At 46.7% G+C, this 19,170-nt stretch carries 17 protein-coding genes and 1 pseudogene; 7 read left to right on the top strand and 11 right to left on the bottom strand.

Annotated features, from left to right (window positions below; genetic code table 11):
• Positions 1-377: 377 nt before the first annotated feature.
• From C2U43_RS15185 to C2U43_RS15225, 6 genes are all read right to left on the bottom strand, one after another.
• The gene (locus tag C2U43_RS15185; protein ID WP_001395480.1) at positions 378-1,409 is read right to left on the bottom strand and encodes an IS630-like element ISEc33 family transposase; all 1,032 of its coding nucleotides are present in this window, start codon (positions 1,407-1,409) and stop codon (positions 378-380) included.
• Between the two features lie 286 nt (positions 1,410-1,695).
• Positions 1,696-1,920 carry a hypothetical protein gene (locus tag C2U43_RS15190; RefSeq protein WP_103285424.1) on the bottom strand — a complete coding sequence of 75 codons (225 nt, stop codon included), beginning with the start codon at positions 1,918-1,920 and terminating at the stop codon, positions 1,696-1,698.
• The gene (locus C2U43_RS15195) at positions 1,920-2,246 is read right to left on the bottom strand and encodes a hypothetical protein (RefSeq protein ID WP_103285425.1); all 327 of its coding nucleotides are present in this window, start codon (positions 2,244-2,246) and stop codon (positions 1,920-1,922) included. Before C2U43_RS15195 ends, C2U43_RS15190 begins: the two co-directional genes overlap by 1 nt.
• A 582-nt stretch (positions 2,247-2,828) precedes the next feature.
• Positions 2,829-3,119, bottom strand: coding sequence for a hypothetical protein (locus C2U43_RS15210; RefSeq protein ID WP_103285428.1), 291 nt, complete (start codon positions 3,117-3,119; stop codon positions 2,829-2,831).
• 343 nt (positions 3,120-3,462) lie between these two features.
• Positions 3,463-3,753 (bottom strand): hypothetical protein, encoded by a 291-nt coding sequence (locus C2U43_RS15220; RefSeq protein ID WP_103285430.1) that lies wholly within the window; start codon positions 3,751-3,753, stop codon positions 3,463-3,465.
• Entirely contained in the window at positions 3,750-4,721 is a 972-nt protein-coding gene (locus C2U43_RS15225) for a helix-turn-helix domain-containing protein (RefSeq protein ID WP_103285431.1), read from the bottom strand. The genes C2U43_RS15220 and C2U43_RS15225 overlap by 4 nt, the downstream gene beginning before the upstream one ends.
• A gap of 1,228 nt (positions 4,722-5,949) precedes the next feature.
• On the opposite strand from C2U43_RS15225, the gene C2U43_RS15230 reads away from it, so the two are divergent.
• The gene (locus C2U43_RS15230; RefSeq protein ID WP_001567368.1) at positions 5,950-7,353 is read left to right on the top strand and encodes an ISNCY-like element ISKpn21 family transposase; all 1,404 of its coding nucleotides are present in this window, start codon (positions 5,950-5,952) and stop codon (positions 7,351-7,353) included.
• Between the two features lie 28 nt (positions 7,354-7,381).
• On the opposite strand, the gene C2U43_RS15235 is transcribed toward C2U43_RS15230, so the two are convergent.
• Together C2U43_RS15235 and C2U43_RS15240 are read right to left on the bottom strand one after the other, a co-directional pair.
• Positions 7,382-8,014 carry a DUF6904 family protein gene (locus tag C2U43_RS15235; RefSeq protein WP_001567369.1) on the bottom strand — a complete coding sequence of 211 codons (633 nt, stop codon included), beginning with the start codon at positions 8,012-8,014 and terminating at the stop codon, positions 7,382-7,384.
• A 520-nt stretch (positions 8,015-8,534) separates the two neighbouring features.
• A complete protein-coding gene (locus C2U43_RS15240; protein WP_233899541.1) occupies positions 8,535-9,368 on the bottom strand; it encodes a hypothetical protein in 834 nt (277 codons plus the stop codon).
• A gap of 93 nt (positions 9,369-9,461) precedes the next feature.
• Here C2U43_RS15240 and C2U43_RS15245 point away from each other — a divergent pair.
• From C2U43_RS15245 to cmoB, 4 genes and pseudogenes are all read left to right on the top strand, one after another.
• Positions 9,462-9,809 (top strand): annotated as a pseudogene (locus C2U43_RS15245) (DUF72 domain-containing protein); the annotation flags it as partial.
• A gap of 174 nt (positions 9,810-9,983) precedes the next feature.
• A complete protein-coding gene (locus C2U43_RS15250; protein WP_003833847.1) occupies positions 9,984-10,379 on the top strand; it encodes an MAPEG family protein in 396 nt (131 codons plus the stop codon).
• Positions 10,380-10,419: 40 nt separating this feature from the next.
• The gene (gene cmoA / locus C2U43_RS15255) at positions 10,420-11,163 is read left to right on the top strand and encodes a carboxy-S-adenosyl-L-methionine synthase CmoA (RefSeq protein WP_103285433.1); all 744 of its coding nucleotides are present in this window, start codon (positions 10,420-10,422) and stop codon (positions 11,161-11,163) included.
• Positions 11,160-12,128 (top strand): tRNA 5-methoxyuridine(34)/uridine 5-oxyacetic acid(34) synthase CmoB, encoded by a 969-nt coding sequence (cmoB, locus tag C2U43_RS15260; RefSeq protein WP_003833851.1) that lies wholly within the window; start codon positions 11,160-11,162, stop codon positions 12,126-12,128. Before cmoA ends, cmoB begins: the two co-directional genes overlap by 4 nt.
• Before the next feature lie 234 nt (positions 12,129-12,362).
• Here the strand turns inward: cmoB and cutC are convergent, their stop codons facing one another.
• Both cutC and C2U43_RS15270 read right to left on the bottom strand, forming a co-directional pair.
• A complete protein-coding gene (gene cutC / locus C2U43_RS15265) occupies positions 12,363-13,109 on the bottom strand; it encodes a copper homeostasis protein CutC (RefSeq protein WP_103285434.1) in 747 nt (248 codons plus the stop codon).
• Between the two features lie 2 nt (positions 13,110-13,111).
• A complete protein-coding gene (locus C2U43_RS15270; protein WP_003833855.1) occupies positions 13,112-13,678 on the bottom strand; it encodes a VOC family protein in 567 nt (188 codons plus the stop codon).
• Between the two features lie 238 nt (positions 13,679-13,916).
• Between C2U43_RS15270 and argS the strand changes: the two genes are divergently transcribed.
• Positions 13,917-15,650 carry an arginine--tRNA ligase gene (gene argS / locus C2U43_RS15275; protein ID WP_008785061.1) on the top strand — a complete coding sequence of 578 codons (1,734 nt, stop codon included), beginning with the start codon at positions 13,917-13,919 and terminating at the stop codon, positions 15,648-15,650.
• A gap of 229 nt (positions 15,651-15,879) precedes the next feature.
• Positions 15,880-17,817, top strand: a complete 1,938-nt coding sequence (mrdA, locus tag C2U43_RS15280) for a penicillin-binding protein 2 (protein ID WP_048216124.1) — start codon at positions 15,880-15,882, stop codon at positions 17,815-17,817.
• On the opposite strand, the gene bglB is transcribed toward mrdA, so the two are convergent.
• The gene (gene bglB / locus C2U43_RS15285) at positions 17,789-18,928 is read right to left on the bottom strand and encodes a beta-galactosidase BglB (protein ID WP_008785063.1); all 1,140 of its coding nucleotides are present in this window, start codon (positions 18,926-18,928) and stop codon (positions 17,789-17,791) included. The genes mrdA and bglB overlap by 29 nt on opposite strands.
• Positions 18,929-19,170 lie beyond the last annotated feature (242 nt).

The following is a 19,170-nucleotide window of genomic DNA, read 5'->3' on the forward strand; positions in this document are numbered from 1 at the left end:
TTTCCTTCTAAGTGTGTATTTAAGTTTTCGTGAAGTACACTCAGTAGCCACACTTAGAAGGCAACTACGAATTATCCAAAGCTACCAAATGTACTTGACGAAAAAGCCCTAAACATTTCTGTGAAGGGCTGGATGATTTCTTAAAATGAAAGGCAGGTGAAGACTTTCTTCAAAGACTCTCTAACAAAAGCACTTGAAGAAATACCCTAATTAACTTTAGGGCTAATGAGGTAGATTCTACCGAATCCACTTACCTGTAAGGATTATCAAGAGTTAAATGGTTTTAAGATGACCTCTCAAATGTGGGATTAAGAAGCCATAATGAAAGCATTGCACTCTCAAACATATTATCCACTAAATAGCTGCGCCTAATACCGCTACACTTTTGCCTGACCATGTTTTCCTCCGGGGAATGGGCTGGCGGTTTCCATAAAATGGCGGACCTTTTTCAGTAACTGCCACATTGAGCGGCACTGATGATTACGGGTTATCGTGTCATGAAGTGCCTGCCATAGCCGTTCCACATGATTCACCCACGGCGAGTAAACCGGCTGGTAAATTACCCTGAACTTGGGATTTGCTTTCAACCAGCGCTGTGTTTCGCGGCTTTTATGGATAATGTAGTTATCAACGATCAGCGTGATTGTTTTCGCCCGCCGGTAAGTGGCTTTCAGGTGCTTCAGCAGAGCGATAAACAGCGCTGAACTTTTGCTGTTGCCGCCCACGTAGCTGACTTTACCCGTGCCACTGTGCAGTGCGCCGGCCAGATAGTATTTTTCGTTCTGCCCCGGCGTCACTACCCGTTTCTGCTGTCCGCGCAACTGCCAGTCCGCACCGATTTTAGGATTAAGGTGGATATCCACTTCATCTTCATAAAATACCGGATGCTCTGCGCTGCATTCATCCAGCGCTTTGTGGATTACCGCCATCTTTTCATCTTTATGTGGGTCACGGATACGCAGAGTTGGCGCGGCCCTGCGCCATACAAGCCCCGCAGATGGCAACCAGCGGCGAACGGTTCCTGCATGTAACTGGCAACCGGTTATCTCATTGATTTTTATTGCCAGTAATTCGGTGCTCCAGCGTGAACGTTGATAACCAAAATCGCCGGGAGAATGCTTTATCAGCTCACGTAACAGGGTGCAGATATGTTCAAAAGGCCAGCGTCGGGAGCGCCCTGCGGGTAAGGATTTCAGGCCTTCAATACCTGAGTGCGTAAACCAGTTAATCCAGCGACCAACGGATGAACGGGCACAACAGAGAGTTCTGGCAACATCGCTGACCCGTTCACCCCGATGAAGCATCAGCATGGCCGTGAGTCTGCGGGCATGATTTTTATCACGCGTTTTATGAATAGCTTTCTGCATCAGGCGTCGTTCGCCACGGGGTATTGGTACTATGATCGGCATCGCTCAGTCCGGTTGGTGATTTTGGTTGGTTTGGCGATTGATCAGATCGCACAATCCGGGCTGAGTTCCCTTTCAGTGATCTACTATTCCGCGCAGCTATTTAGATGTAGAATGATTGAAATATAAACAGAGAGAATTGCTCTCCCTATATAACTATATTCGCATGCTTAACGCTATTTGTCAAACACATTTTTAACATTCTGGTAACATCAATTCTTATTTACTGCGTTACCAATCATGCAACCACATAATAAACCAAGCAACGTCCAAGCAATTACCAAATCCATTACAGAACCCCTCTTTTCTTTGCTGCTAAGATAACTCGTTTGACGGTATTTTCAGGAGATGTAAAGTAGGCACTGTTTTTCTCAATCAGAGTATCGGGAATCTCAATAACTCCTACAGGCTCACCGATAGTGATATTCTTAAACTGCCAGATATCACCTTTAACCTGTTCAAAAACTTTTTCAAAGTTGAACTTTTTGATGCTCATGTCAATTTGTACTTTCATTAATGCAAAACCTCGTTTGTTTGTAGTTGAAAAATATTGTCAGAGTACAAAATCGCAATAGCCGCTTTCATGTATTTTTCAGGGCTAACGCTAAGTTTGTTTGTTTCTTTGATAACAAGTCGCTTCATGTTGCTGTCTGTAATTGGTAGCATCATTCGAGGCTCGTCACATTCTACCGACTGAATATAATCTTCAATTTTTTCTGAGTTCTCAGCTATTAGCTCTAACAACCTGTCAAAGTCAATGCTAATACCTGCATCAGTGAAGTGTTGAATCATGGTCACGGTGTCAGTATCAACAAAAATCTGTAATTCGTATTCGTTCATTTCTTAAATCCTTTCTGTATCGCATTCTAAGACGTTTTAACCCCCTTTTCAGAGTGCTTAAGGTGATTGCCTAAGTTACTCGATTCAGGGGCTTAAAATCGCTTAGAGTGCGTCTGGTAAAGCCTGAGAGATATGTTTTAGAGTTTTTAGCTCAAGTCTGAGACTAATAACCCCATCTGGTGACCGTAGTCTTTTAACCAGCTTCGTTTAACTGGAGTCTTCAGAGAACGGTTAGGGCTTAATAGTTGAAGATAGATATCATCATCGCTGTGGATGTTTCCCCATCCTTCGTATAACTCAAGCAAGTTTTCAAAATAACGAAATGCTTTATTAGTCTGAAGTCGTACTGTGATAGTTTTCATCAAGCACCCCATTCAGAAATAAGCTTAATTCCCTGCTCAAGTTGTTCAGGGTCGTTATAGTCGAGTGTCACCAGTGGCATTAATTTGTGTTTAAGCTGGTGGATTTGAGAGGGTTTTAATCGTTTGTTTGCTTTGAGGGTCACATCTTCAAATTCAGCATCTGCTAAATTCTGTCTTATTAAATGATTACCGAGTGTGGAATATTGGAACCTGTAACACATTAAACCCCCAATTTATCAGCCAGCCTGCAAACCTTATCACTCAGGACTTGAATCATTGTGCATCCGGTCACCTTAGTTTGTGCTCTCAGTTCATCCAATTGCTCTACGGTGATACGGATGGCTTTAGAACCCTCTGCAACGTCCTTGATAGCGTCAAATGGTGTAAGGGCTGTGTGTTCCTTCAGAACCTCACCAATAAGCGCTGTGTGGCTCATGGCTGGGTATTTGTCTTTGATTGCTGCCAGTCTAGAATATGCCTCTGGCAAAAGGCGTGTAACTGTGTGTCTCATTAAAAATTTCCTTCTTAAAATCTTTGGCTTATAACTAACTTTAACATATTTATAACAACTTGTCAACAATTCATTTACATGCTAATATGGTTATAGGGCTGATACAGGCCATTCCCCAAATAAGGGGTTTGAATGGACTTACTAAGATTAATTTCTGAATCTCATAGATTCGCGGGTTTGGGTTTTATTGTGCTGGTGGTGCTATTGGTTTACAGGCTTCTCCGGTTAATTATTACCAAGAGCAGTCATTTCAAGCTGACCGTTAAATTTTTCAATACTGAAATTTCTGCTTCAGCAGATAGTGAGGATAAAACATAGTGATGATAAATTTGCTGGTGGTTAGTCACCAGCGTTTTTCAATAATGTTCGTTGCCTTCAGATTATTAGGGTCGCCATTCTTAAGTTTAAGCTGTTTCGTTACCCACAAATCATAATGATGCAATACAGCAAACTTCAAAGCATCAACTTTTAAACCTGTCACGCCGTCATAGAAGAAATAGTTCTTTCCTTCCTTTCTCGGTCGAATCCGGTAAACCTCCCCATGAGTATCTTTCATCAAGTAACCTTCACGAGAAATGCTATAACGCTTTAGTAGATAATCTTTGTATTTCTTGCCACCGTTGTATTCCCTCATTGAATACCTCCACCTGCATAGTACATCTTAGGTTTGATTCTTTGCTTCTTATTTTCACTAACTGTTTTCTTCTTTGGTGTGAAAGAAAAGTCGTCATCGTCACCGCTATAATAATCATTAAAAGCTGGTAACTCATTGTCAATCTTATTGATTGCTTTTGCCTTCTGAAACTTCGCTCTAATTGCTGCTTTACGCTGTTCGCGCTTTAATTCCTCTTCAGAGTCTTCTTCATCAAGGTCAATGTCTGGTAGTTCATCTTCGGGTGATTCGAAGCGGGGGCAAGGTGTATCTTTCTGGTCACTAATAGCAGTCACATCAGAGTTTACTTCATCTTGTTTAGAAGCCTCTTTAGAGCTTACTTCAAGGTCATCTAAGTCAGATTGTTTAGAAGCCTCTTTAACAGTCTCTTCAATACCAAGAGAATCACATTCATGTGAATCACAGAGCGAAGCTCCCTTCTTAATAGACTCTTCTTCAAGGTTCCCTTCAGTGTTATTAATAAGTTCTTTCTTGTTATTACCGTTATTATACGTGTCAAGTTTCTTGACTGACTGAGTTAAGTTTCTTGACTCAGTGGGTAAACTTTCTTGACTCAGTGGGTAAACTTTCTTGACTGACTCTGTAAGCTTAGAATCAAGCTTTGCTTTTCTGGCTTCCTTAGCTGTCAGTTCTGTTAAAACTTCCGGTACTTCATCTAGGGAACAGACCTTAATGATGCACTGATTACTTGCAATATTGGTTTTCTTAATCAGACCGTGTTTCTCCAGTCTCTTCATACATTCAATAACTGAAGTTCTGGAAATACCTGCATACTGCCCAAGGTGAGCATAAGACGGCGTGTAATACTGACCTTTGCCAACATAATACTTTTGTTCATTCATCATAACCGTGTAAATAATCCTGTCAGTTGCTTTGATAGATTTAGTCATCTGATAAATACGGTCATCAAACATGTGAAATTTTTCCATTACATTTTCCTTTTTAAAAATCAAAAAGAGAAAGGGCTGACCACGTATAGTGACCAACCCTAGAGGGAGTGAATTAAATTAGAAGATGGACTGATAAAGGAACCCAGAAACCTAAGCGATTACGCGAGTATTAACAGCAAAAGGAAAGCCTTGAATGAATAAGAGGCCGTGAAAATCCGTCAATACTCTGACGCCTCCCAACGTTGAAACCTCTTAATGTTCTGAGTTCTTTTATCAGCCCATATAGAAACTATACCAGATGTGATTATATATTGCAACAACTATTTCACAGTGTAACCACTGTTTGGCTATAAATTAAGCAATCGAACTAAGGGGTATTGACAAAGGTCTTGACAAGATTTTACCCTTTTAAAAGATACTTAAAAGACTCCGTTAAACAGACTCATCTTTCTGGGTTCTTCTCTCTTCTTAAAAGCCTCTTAAGAGTTCTATATAGAGATAACCAGTCTCAGACTTCATAGAAAAACTCTATGAGATAGTCTTCTATCGAATCCTATAAAACATATCTCTCAGGCTTCACCAGACGCATTCTAAGCGATTCTAAGCCCCTGTATTGGATAACTTAGGCAATCACCTTAAGCACTCTGAAAATAGCTCTAAAACTCACTACAGAGCTTCCTGTGATGTTAGATAAGATTGTATAAAATCTGCACAGGAGTTATCCAGCCTCTAAATTTTTTATAAAATCGTATCAGCCCCTCTTCATTTCCCCTTCCCGATAATCTTCAAAAATATCTGTCACAGGTCTATGGCTGCTTGGTACGGTACATTCACGATATAGCACCCCCTTTGCAAAAGCAGTTAAAATATCATTGACTTCCTTCGAGGATTCCTGCAAGGAACCAAACAAAACCCCATTCACATCTAATTAGAACTTTAAAGAAGTTTTCACCTATCAATAGCTGTAACATTTTATAGCTCTGTGAAGACTTCTCCAGCTTTCCCTGTAACAGCCACAAACTTATGTAACCTTTTACATCAATAACTTAAAAGAACACCTCTTACATATCTATCCAGACCTTTCCCCTCAAAAAAGACAAACCCTTATAAATCAGTACTGATATACATACAGCGTGTTTTTAACATAATGACTCTTTCGCGTACCAAGAATGTAATGGCTCAATAGTAATGTCCGCCTGTGGCTCAATTCAGATGTCCGCGCTATGGTAAGCTTCACTGGTCCGTTTAAACTACCGGGAGGCATATCATGAGCGCAGAAAGCTCAGGAGTGTTTACTTTGAAAGAGATCAACCGGATCAAGATTATACAGGACGTCATTGAACGTCGCATCACAACGCGCCGTGCGGCCGAGCACCTCGGTATCAGCGACAGGCAATGCCGCAGACTTCTTGCCCGTTACCGTGAAGGCGGACCGCTTGGTATGGCCAGCAGACGATGTGGCATGCGTGGTAACCGCCAGTTGCCACCCGGGCTCGCAGATCAGGCTCTGGAACTGATCAAGACGCGTTATGCTGATTTCGGTCCGACTCTGGCGCGTGAAAAGCTCGAAGAACTCCACGGACTGTTTCTTGGCAAAGAAACTGTCCGGCGCATCATGGTGCGGGCTGGCTTATGGGTTCCCCGTAAACAACGTGCCGCAAGGATCCCTCAACCACGGTACCGGCGTCCGTGTACTGGTGAGCTGATACAAATAGATGGCTGTGATCACGACTGGTTTGAAGGCCGTGGCCCGGCCTGCACCGCGCTGGTCTATGTTGATGATGCAACCAGCAAACTGATGGAACTGTTGTTTGTTAAATCGGAGTCCACGTTTTCTTACTTCGAAGCCACGCGGCGCTATATCGATAAGCATGGTAAACCGCTGGCACTGTACAGCGATAAAGCCGGTGTTTTTCGTGTTAACAATAAACACGCCACAGGCGGAGACGGGCATACTCAGTTTGGGCGAGCCATGCATGAACTGAACATCCAGACTATCTGTGCAGAAACCAGTCCCGCCAAAGGGCGTGTAGAACGAGCTCACCTCACTTTACAGGATCGTCTGGTCAAAGAGCTGCGGTTACAGGGCATTTGTTCAATGGAGGCTGCAAATGACTTCGCTGAGGCCTATATGGCTGACTATAACCGCCGTTTTGGCAAAGTACCGCGACATGATTTTGACGTACACCGTGCTGTAGAACATGATGAGGACCTGGGGCTTATTTTCACTGTTCGTGAAAAACGTAAAGTCTCAAAATCGTTGACGATACAATATGATAAAATGTTGTACCTGATTGAAGACAGCGAACTGAGTCGCCGTGCAATAGGTAAATATATCGATGTGTATCACTATCCTGATGGCAGAAAAGAGCTGCGCCTGAACGGTACGCTACTTCCCTACTCTACCTACGACCGACTGTCAGAAATCGACCAGGGCGCGATTGTCGATAACAAGCGTCTTGGCCGAACCCTGGAGTTTATCAGTCTGGTGCAGAGCAAGCGGGATAACACGCGCTCTCAGTCAATTCCCGCTGGAGATGGCCCTTCCCGACGACGGCCAAAGCAGGAAGGGAAGAAATCCCAGCGCTCACTGGATAATGATGACATGCTCGAAGCACTCAAACAGCTTCAGTCACGTTCAGAGGACATTTTTGGTAAAAGAGCCCGCTGATGGTACTCACTGGCCGGACAGTGGTTGCTCACCAGTTGATATTGTCCGGCCAGACCCATGATGTATTATTCATTTCGTTCAGCATCTTTATGTCCTGCTTTTCACGGGCATACTTACCCCATAATGAATGAAAAGAACGAACAATACTGATTAACTGCTTTTTTCTTTGCTCCGGAGATAGGCTGATAAAATAGCAGCACCTGCTGTCAATATTATCCTCAATGAAATTAAAATCAGAGTCTGATGCATATTTTACTGTTAGCATAATATCATTCGACGTTGTTCTCTCAGACTCTGTTAATGCTGATTCTATCAGGTATTCAAAGGCATACATGACAGACAGCTGGTTTTTGTCTGTCTGAATATAACCCATTGAGTTTCTGAGTATTGAGGACTGTACCAGGACCAGAGGCCATAAAAGCTCAACACCATAAAGCTTATATGTATCATGTTGATCATACTGATGTTGCTCAACACGACGATTACCTTCCCGTGCTTTACGAATATCATAGGCAAGGGATAACATAAATCCGTCTTTAACTTTAATCAGTGGGCTTTCATCCACGATGTAATGAATGAGTTCATGTAATTCATTCAGGGCTTCTGAATCTCCCCACAGTATAAAACCTGCATTGTTCGGCGTTAACTCGTATCGAAGCATGGGCTCAATCATCCTGTTGTTTCAGTCGGAGGAAAGTCTATCAGTAAAGAGAATGAGAGATCAAAGTGGTCATTTTAATTGAGCTGGATAACGGACATTTCAATTGAGCCTTGACAAAGAAGCATCTACGTGAATTTTACATAGCTAACAAGACTACCTTTCACTATTTTTTAAGAAGGGACTACGAAGATTTGACAAGGTAACTATAACTTTCACGTAGCTGATTGTTACCTCTTGCAACTGTAAACTAGGTTACCAAGCATCTAGATAGCGTTATATAGTCCTGTATATAGCACTTTTCTAGGAGTCGAGAGAGGGATGACTGATACGACACAGTTTTCTCTAAACAGAGATTGTACAGATTTTTTATAGATATCAATAAGTTACTCTAAAAAGAGACTGTGCTGATACTGCATAGAATCCGTGTATTACTGCATAAATACTTAGGAATCTACCGTTAAATTGCATAGTTATAGGGGTTGGTACAACCTGATAATGCCTGTAAATAACAGGTATAGCATTATTGGTTAATTAATTCATTCGACTCTATATTATTAGCTTTTTCTTTTTCCTTTTTAATTTTAGCCTCTACCATATCTAACATTTTCATTGTCTGTGATGAAGTTAGCTCTTTTTTATGTCGTAGTGCATTACGTATGGTAGATGTTTCTATATCTGAAACTGTAAAAAGTTCTTCTGCCCTACTCTTCAATTGCTGCAATGAATGACTATCATCAACTTTAAAGAAGTCATCCATTACTTCAAGTGATGCAACAATCAAATCCTGTAGTCTCTCTTTTTCTTTTGCTATATTTTCAATGGTTTGTTTTTCAATAGACACTGATTCTTTTAAGTTGCTAATCTCTTTAAGTATTTGTTCCTTTACTGTCTGAAGCTCTTCTGTGACTAGCTCTTCACGTTTACCACGCTCTACTTCTGCTTTAATATCAGCATCAATTTTAGCATTTTCTTTCTCTTCCTCTCTGGCTGCCTGAACCTTCAAACCTGTTAACTTGATTGAATCACGATATTCCTTTTCTTTTGAAAGATAGATATTTTCACTGTGTTTATCTGTAGCCCATTTTTGAGCATGAGAAAGTAACCATTGAGCATAAGGAGTAATAACAGCTAGCACACTCCCGCAAAAGATAGGTGCTAACAGATAATGTACATAAAAAAATTCCTGAGACAGGATATAATCTATTCGAAACTTAACAGGCGCATCACTCATAAAGAGCATTGCTAAGTTAGGCCAGTTGAACCATACCCATGCAAGAATGATATATCCCCATAATGGGCTTTTAATCCTATCGTTTATTGCTTGCATAGTAGAATCTAACCACCCATCACTCATAGCTAACCCTCGGAAATCTTACATTTCTGTCTATCATAACCACTAGCATCGAGTTTAGGAACCATCTGAAATAATAGGTGTATTTAGACCTTGCTAATGCTGGACAGCCGCCCGGTGCATGCCGCAATCCCGCATACTGAAGCAATACGTGACGCCCAGCGCAAGAAACCGAAGGTTCCGGTGCATGCGGTAGTGACGGCAAACCATCCGATGGTACGCTTTATCGGTAGCGATAATATGGCACAAAACAGCGATCTTTTTGCCGTCTGGCTGACCAAGCTGTCGCTATGGCAACGCACCACGACGCCGTATCTGTTTTTGCATACGCCGGACATTGCGCAGGCCCCGGAGCTTGTTGATACGCTATGGACAGATTTACGCAGCGCCCTGCCAGAGATCGGATCAGCACCCTCTATTCCACAGCAATCTTCTCTTTTCTGAAAATGCCACCTATCATAGTCAGTGCCATCAACCCAACCGTACTCTAAATAATTCGAGTTGCAGGAAGATGGCAAGGGAGAGAATCCTCAGGAGCTTACATTAGTAAGTGACTGAGGGGAGCGAGTACAGCCACCGCGCATGCAACTTGAAGTATGACGAGTAAAGGGAGTTTGTATGGTAAGCGCGCTTTATGCCGTATTGGGTGCGTTATTGTTAATAAAGTTCTCCTTTGACGTCGTTCGCCTGCGCATGCAATATCGCGTTGCCTATGGCGATGGAGGTTTTAGTGAACTGCAAAGCGCTATCCGCATTCACGGTAATGCGGTGGAATATATTCCCGTCGCGTTAGTGCTGCTGTTATTTATGGAAATGAACGGCGCAGAGACGTGGATGGTGCATATTTGCGGGCTGATGTTGATTGCCGGACGACTGATGCATTATTACGGATTCCACCACCGGCTCTTCCGCTGGCGCCGTTCAGGTATGAGCGCAACCTGGTGTTCGCTGTTGCTAATGGTGCTGGCGAATCTTTGGTATATGCCCTGGGAGTTGGTTTTCTCCCTGCATTAGCGCACAATACGCCACTTTATTTTTCCCGGATTTTTACGTTATGTCTCACCGCGACACGCTTTTTTCTGCGCCTATCGCCAGTCTGGGTGACTGGACCTTTGATGAACGGGTAGCTGAAGTCTTCCCGGATATGATCCAGCGTTCCGTTCCTGGCTATTCCAATATCATATCTATGATTGGCATGTTGGCCGAACGTTTCGTACAACCCAACACGCAGGTCTACGATCTGGGCTGTTCTCTGGGCGCGGCGACGCTCTCGGTGCGTCGCAATATTCATCACGAGAATTGCAAAATTATTGCCGTCGATAACTCCCCGGCGATGGTTGAGCGCTGCCGTCGTCATATTGATGCCTATAAGGCACCGACCCCGGTTGAGGTTGTCGAAGGCGATATTCGCAACATTACTATCGAAAACGCCTCGATGGTGGTGCTGAATTTTACCCTGCAATTCCTTGAGCCACCTGAGCGCCAGGCATTGTTGTATAAGATTTATCAAGGGTTGAATCCCGGCGGCGCGCTGGTGCTGTCTGAAAAATTCAGTTTCGAAGACGCTAACGTTGGCGAGCTGCTGTTCAACATGCACCACGACTTCAAACGGGCCAATGGCTACAGCGAACTGGAAATTAGTCAGAAACGCAGCATGCTGGAAAACGTGATGCTGACCGACTCGGTAGAAACGCACAAAGCGCGACTGCATCAGGCCGGCTTTGAGCACAGCGAATTGTGGTTCCAGTGCTTCAATTTTGGCTCTCTGGTGGCGTTGAAAGCTGAGGTTGGCGCATGATCGATTTTGGTAACTTTTATCAGTTGATTGCCAAAAATCATCTGTCCCATTGGCTGGAAACGCTTCCGGCGCAAATCGCTGCCTGGCAGCGCGATCAGCATGGTTTATTTAAACAATGGTCAAACGCCGTCGAGTTTCTGCCCGAGCTGACGCCGCATCGTCTGGATTTACTACACAGCGTTACCGCAGAAAGTAAAGAACCGCTCAGCGAAGGCCAGCTTAAACGTATCGACACCCTGATGCGTAACCTGATGCCATGGCGTAAAGGACCGTACTCGCTGTACGGCGTCAACATCGATACCGAATGGCGTTCCGACTGGAAGTGGGATCGCGTTCTGCCGCACTTGTCTGATCTCACCGGCCGTACCATTCTTGATGTTGGCTGTGGCAGTGGTTATCACATGTGGCGCATGATTGGCGCTGGAGCGCATCTGGCGGTTGGGATCGATCCTACGCAACTGTTTCTGTGCCAGTTTGAGGCGGTACGTAAACTGCTGGGCAATGACCAGCGTGCTCACCTACTGCCGCTGGGTATTGAGCAACTTCCAGCGCTAAACGCCTTTGACACTGTGTTCTCCATGGGCGTGCTTTATCACCGCCGATCGCCGCTGGAACATCTGTGGCAGTTAAAGGATCAGTTGGTAAAAGATGGCGAACTGGTGCTGGAAACGCTGGTCGTCGAAGGTGATGAAAATACCGTACTGGTGCCGGGCGATCGCTACGCGCAGATGCGTAACGTCTACTTTATTCCGTCTGCGCTGGCGCTAAAAAACTGGCTGGAAAAATGCGGTTTTGTTGATGTGCGCATCGCCGATGTCTGCGTCACCACCACCGAAGAGCAGCGCCGCACCGAGTGGATGGTAACCGAGTCGCTGGCCGACTTCCTCGATCCGAACGACCACAGCAAAACGGTAGAAGGTTACCCCGCCCCGCTGCGTGCGGTCTTGATTGCGCGTAAGCCGTGATGGATTGCCGAATGACCGTTACGTATAGCACCGTTTCTCCAAAATAGTTCAAGTTGCAGCAAGGCGGCAACGCAGCAAATCCCCGGGAGCGTAGATAACTACGTGACCGGGGTGCGCGAGGCGGCCAACGCTGCTGCGGCTTGAAATATGAAGGAGAAAAAAAGGCCCCTGTTGAAATTGCAGGGGCCTGGTACGAGCAAGCATCATATTGGGCGACATGATGCAACGGTAAAATCAGCTGGCCTGATGGTGTGCAATGATTGCTTTCATTTCAGCAACCGCCGTCCCGTCTACCGCATAGCGCGAATACTCATTCGCCTGCGCATCCGAAGACATCGACAACCCCGAATTGCGATAACGCATTGGTGAAGCCAGCCATACTCCGGCAGAACTGTGGACTTCCTGCACTCCAGCATCAAGGAACAGGGACAAATTCGAGGCGCGAACCCCCGCTCCGGCCATAATGATTGGAGCACCGGGCTGCGCAATAAGTTCCATTATTTTTGTTAAACCTTGCGCCGCATCTGATTTTTGCCCTGAAGTGAGTACTCTGGCAATGCCCAAATCAGCTAATTTTTTAAGCGCATTGAGTGGGTTAGCACACATATCAAAGGCCCGATGAAAAGTGACTTGCAGCGAACCGGCGGCAATCATTATTTTCTCCATGCGCGGCATATCGACATTGCCATCCACATCTAAAATGCCGGTCACCAGCCCTGAGAATCCCAGTTCCCTGACCATCACAATATCATCCAGCATTGCAGCAAATTCACCTTCGGTGTAGCAAAAGTCGCCTCCACGTGGGCGAATAATGGGATTGACGGGAATCGAAATGTGCTGGCGAACTGAACGCAAGACGCTCAGTGACGGCGTTAAGCCCCCTTCTTTGGGTGCCGAGCATAGTTCAATACGATCCGCGCCGTTTTGCTGCGCCGTGCGCGCGCACTCCATGCTGTAACAGCAGATTTCCAGTATAGCCATGCTCACTCCTGACGTTCGCTTGCCACAATGGTTTCAATCGACCACGGATGGAATTTTATCGTCACGCTACCATCGCTAACCGCCAGCGTCGGATTCGGTAAACGCTCACGCTCTCCTTTTGGCGAGCTGGTTTTCACAAAAATGCCCGGTTGACTCAGACCGTGATCGGAAAGCAGCGCCAGCGCTCGCGCATTCAGCGTTTCCGCTTCTCCCGGCAGAACAATTTCAATATGTTCCCAGCCTTCATGTGGGTAGCGTTTTTCGCCCGGCCACGGCAGTTCGACGATGGAAAATTGCCAATGTTGCACACAAACCGGCTCATGCAGTTTAAAAAGACAAATAGGTCTGCCGTTAATGATGTTTTCTGACAACAATTCACCGCACTGTTCAAACCCACGACGCCAGCGCTCTGCGGTGGTATTTTGATGGCAACGCAAGGAAATGTGATCGGCTTCCAGGCCTGTGATATCCAGCCCAAGACGGGTAGAAAGTTCCGTTAATGCCTGCGTGAAATGCGGTAAATCTGCAGAAATATCCTGTAGTTCTGCAACGGTTTGCCAGTTCGCCATATTAAAAGCTCATATCCATGTTCAAAGTCGCTAATTTACTCTGTTGCGCTGCGCCATCCAACCGCTGTTTTCTTCGAACACATCATGAATAAATTTACGCCATTGCATTGTTTATATTTCAGGCTACTGGCGGTACACACAATGCTGACGGCAACGGGCATTTGCAGTATACTCCCGCCCTTAATTCTTAAACTGGTGCGGTGAATTTTAGGCCGCTTCATAAATGTAAGGTATTCCGGTGAATATTCAGGCTCTTCTCTCAGAAAAAGTCAGTCAGGCCATGATTGCTGCAGGCGCGCCTGCAGATTGCGAACCGCAGGTTCGTCAGTCAGCAAAAGTACAGTTCGGCGACTATCAAGCTAACGGCATGATGGCTGTCGCTAAAAAACTGGGTATGGCGCCGCGACAACTTGCTGAGCAGGTGCTGACTCATCTGGATCTCAACGGGATTGCCAGCAAAGTTGAAATTGCAGGCCCGGGCTTTATCAATATTTTTCTCGATCCGGTATTTCTGGCGCAGCACGTTCAGCAGGCGCTGGCTTCCGATCGTCTGGGCGTCACTCAACCGGCTAAACAAACCGTCGTGGTTGACTACTCTGCGCCTAACGTAGCGAAAGAGATGCACGTTGGTCACCTGCGTTCCACCATCATCGGTGACGCGGCGGTGCGTACGCTGGAGTTCCTCGGTCACAACGTTATTCGCGCTAACCACGTCGGCGACTGGGGTACTCAGTTCGGTATGCTCATCGCATGGCTGGAAAAACAGCAGCAGGAAAATGCCGGAGAGATGGCGCTGGCTGACCTGGAAGGTTTCTATCGTGATGCGAAAAAACATTATGACGAAGATGAAGCCTTCGCTGAACGCGCCCGTAGTTATGTCGTGAAACTGCAAGGCGGTGACGAATACTTCCGCGAGATGTGGCGCAAACTGGTCGACATTACCATGTCGCAGAACCAGTTAACCTACGATCGCCTCAACGTTACCCTGACCCGTGACGACGTCATGGGCGAGAGCCTGTACAACCCGATGCTGCCAGGCATCGTCGCCGATCTGAAGGCGAAAGGCCTGGCTGTTGAAAGCGAAGGCGCTACCGTCGTATTCCTTGATGAGTACAAGAACAAGGAAGGCGAACCGATGGGCGTTATCATTCAGAAGAAAGATGGCGGCTATCTCTACACCACAACCGACATCGCCTGCGCCAAGTATCGTTACGAAACCCTGCATGCCGATCGCGTACTTTATTACATCGACTCTCGCCAGCATCAGCACTTAATGCAGGCCTGGACCATCGTACGTAAAGCTGGTTATGTGCCGGATTCAGTGCCGCTGGAACACCACATGTTCGGTATGATGCTGGGCAAAGACGGTAAACCGTTCAAAACCCGTGCGGGCGGCACGGTTAAACTGGCCGATCTGCTGGATGAAGCGCTGGAGCGCGCACGTCGTCTGGTCGCGGAGAAGAACCCGGACATGCCTGCCGACGAACTGGAAAAACTGGCAAATGCGGTCGGTATCGGCGCAGTGAAATACGCGGATCTGTCCAAAAACCGTACCACCGACTACATCTTCGACTGGGACAACATGCTGGCGTTCGAAGGTAACACCGCGCCATATATGCAGTACGCTTATACCCGCGTACTGTCCGTGTTCCGTAAAGCAGATATCGACGAAAGCGCGCTGGCAAATGCGCAGGTCGTTATCAGCGAAGATCGCGAGGCTCAACTGGCGGCGCGTCTGCTGCAGTTTGAAGAAACGCTGACCGTCGTTGCGCGTGAAGGTACGCCACACGTGATGTGTGCTTACCTGTACGACGTTGCTGGTCTGTTCTCCGGCTTCTATGAGCACTGCCCTATTCTCAGCGCTGAAAACGAAGAGATTCGTAACAGCCGACTGAAGCTGGCACAACTGACGGCGAAAACCCTGAAGCTGGGTCTGGATACACTGGGTATCGAAACCGTAGAACGTATGTAATCACTTCAAATAATGTGAAAGCCCGCGCTATGTCGCGGGCTTTTTTATTTCCCCGAATGACCGCCCTCGTAGGCCTGATCAGCAAAGCACCATCAGGCGCTACGTTCACTGTAATTTGTAACAACCCACAAGGAATGACACATTTCCCTAGAGATATGGAACATCTTTTGCCTGTCATCCCGTCTAAGCCTCCGTATCATTAGGCGGCGAATTAATCGGGTACGAGTCAATGACATTCAGAGATTTTGAGGCGGAAGAAAAGCTCTTCCAGCGGCGTGTATTGGTGGCCTTTGGCCTAGTAGTCATCTGTTTTGGCATCCTGATTTACAATCTGTATAACTTACAAATCTGTCAGCACCAGTATTACACCACCCGGTCGAATGCAAACGACATCAAAATGCTGCCCGTCGCCCCAACGCGTGGCATGATTTACGATCGCAACGGCATCCCGCTGGTGCGCAACGTTACCTGGTACGATATTTCCGTTACGCCGTATAAAATCAGCGATATGAATGCGTTACTCCAGCAGCTCACGCCGATCGTTGACCTCACACCTGATGACATAGACCAGTTTCGCCATGAGCTGAAAGCCAGCAGCCGCTATCGTCCTGTGGTGCTAAAAAATGCGCTAACCGATGTCGAAATCGCCCGTTTTTCGGTAAACCAGTTTCATTTTAGCGGCGTCAACATCAATAGTTACGAAGACCGCCAGTATCCCTATGGCGCGGCGCTGGCGCATGTCCTGGGTTATGTTTCAAAAATCAATGACAACGACCTGAAAGCACTGGATCAAAAGGGTCTGGCGGAGAACTACGCCGCCGATCACAACATCGGTAAGCAAGGTATTGAGCGCTATTACGAAAACGAACTGCATGGAAAAACCGGTTATCAGGAGGTGGAAGTAGATAACCACGGACGCATCGTACGCCTGATCAAAGATGTGCCGCCCGTTGCCGGAAAAGATATCCATCTGACGCTGGATTTACATTTACAGCAATACATTGAGAGCCTGTTGGCTGGCCAGCGTGCCGCCGTTTTGGTTGAAGATCCACACGACGGTTCCGTACTGGCGATGGTCTCAAACCCCAGCTATGACCCTAATCCGTTTGTCAAAGGCATCAGCTATCAGGACTATAACAAGCTACTCCAGGATAAAGACCTGCCATTAATCAACCGCGTCACGCAGGGATTGTACCCTCCCGCTTCAACGGTCAAACCGTATATGGCGATGTCGGCATTACTGAACGGGGTAATCACGCCGCAGACCAGTTTCTTCGGTGCCCCTACCTGGACGCTACCCGGCACCGAGCGACATTACCGTGACTGGAAAAAAACGGGCCACGGTATGCTGGATGTCACCAAAGCGATAGAAGAGTCTGCCGATACGTTCTTCTATCAGGTGGCGTATATGATGGGGATCGACCGGATTAACAGCATGCTCAGCCAGTTTGGTTACGGTAAACCGACCGGCATCGATCTTGATGAGGAGTATAACGGCCTGCTCCCGAGCCGCGAATGGAAGCAAAAAGTGCACAAAAAAGCCTGGTATCAGGGGGACACTATTTCAGTTGGCATCGGTCAGGGCTACTGGATTGCCACACCTATCCAGATGGTAAAAGCCATGGTCGCACTGATTAACAACGGCAAGGTTATCGTCCCTCACCTGCTGCTCGATGAAGAGAGCGGCAAAACCATCACGCCGTATCAGGCTCCAGAAGCACCGTCACAAATCGCCTCAGCCTCATCGCCCTACTGGGGACTGGTGCGTCAGGCGATGTTCGGCATGGCGAATGAACCAAATGGTACAGGTTATAAGTTCTTTCACACCGCGCCATACGGCATTGCGGCAAAAAGCGGCACCTCGCAGGTCTTTAGCCTGAAAGAAAATCAGACCTACAATGCGAAGATGATCCCTGTCCGCTTGCGCGACCACGTGTTCTATACCGCATTTGCACCCTATAAGAACCCGAAGGTCGCGGTGGCGTTAATTCTGGAAAACGGCGGCAGCGATGGTGTCACCGCCGCGCCGGTTATGCGTCAAATCATGGATCATCTGTTTGCCCCGCAGGACAACACGGTACAAACAGTGACGACTGAACAATCAGGTCCGATAGCGGTATCACCATCGAATACCGATATCAAAAATACTTTCGCAAGTATTCGGTAAGGCACAGCATCGCCATCGCCTGTCCGTAAGGCATGGAGGTCCGAGGGATGTTGCGGTAGAAATCGAGATTGTGTCCCATCCCGGTACCAAACGAGGTGTGCAGCAGTTCACCTTCCGGTGAAATATGCTGCACAATGCCGCGAATGGCTTTTTCGGCTACCGGCGCATACTCTTGCCCAACATAGCGTTTACGTACTGCTTTGAGGATCCCATAGGCAAATCCGGCAGTTGCCGATGCTTCCAGATACGACTGCGGGTCGTCCAGCAAGGTATGCCACAACCCACTTTCATCCTGGCATTTCGCCAGCGCCGCGATTTGCGCGTTCAGGACCTGTACAAGATAGCGGTGAACAGCATTGTTTTCCGGTAAATCAAGTAATTCGAGGAAGTCCGGGATCACGATAGTTAACCAACTGTTGCCACGCGCCCAGCGGGCATTAGCAAAGTTATGATTTCCTTCATAGCTCCAGCCGTGGAACCACAGCCCCGTTTCTTTATCCATCAGGTTTTGCACGTGCAGCAGGAACTGATACGTTGCCTCTTCGATGTAGTCCGGGCGATTGAGTAGCTTGCCAATCTTCGCCAGCGGTAAAACCGTCATCATCAGCGTGTCATCCCACATCTGTTGATGGTTTTCTTCCGCCAGCGTGATGTGTTGCATACCACCAAATTCGGTACGCGGCATCTCATGCATTGCCCACTCAGCCCAGCTGTCGAGCCACGGCAGATACGCTGGATTACGCGTCTCTTCATAGCGATACGCCAACGTTAAAAATGGCGCCATGGTGTTCACGTTTTTAGTGGTTGCACCTTCAGCAAAGCGATCGGCAAACCAGCTATCGATGATATCGCGCATCGTTTCATCGCCGGTTTGCAGATAGTACTGATACATCCCGTACAGGCCGACGCCGTGTGTCCACTCCCATCCCGCCCAGCCTTTAGTATCAATTACGCGTCCATCGTCCAGACGCAGTAAGAACTCACCGGTTTCGTCATGAATATTGACCAGGTTATGCGTCACCTTTTTGATCAGCGTTTTTAATTCATCCCTGGCAATAAAATGTTCTGGCTGGCGCAATAATGGGCTATGTTTAACCGGGTAAACAATCATTTACTAAACCTCTGTCAATGTCGGATTCAATGCTGTGACCTGCCCCTGTTACGGCGCAGCAGCTTTATTTGGGAGGCCCCGCAATCCTCGCTTTGACAATGGGCATCCTTATAGGGTCACAGTAAAAGCTAACAGAAAGTGAAACCTTTCTATTTCTGCCAGAAGGATTCGTGAAATGGCAAGAATACAAAGAGTCCGGCAACGTACGTCACTTATTTTATAAAACGACGTTTCTATTTAAT

This window comes from Citrobacter freundii complex sp. CFNIH9 (assembly GCF_002903305.1).
In the GTDB taxonomy this organism is placed as follows: Bacteria; Pseudomonadota; Gammaproteobacteria; order Enterobacterales; family Enterobacteriaceae; genus Citrobacter; species Citrobacter portucalensis.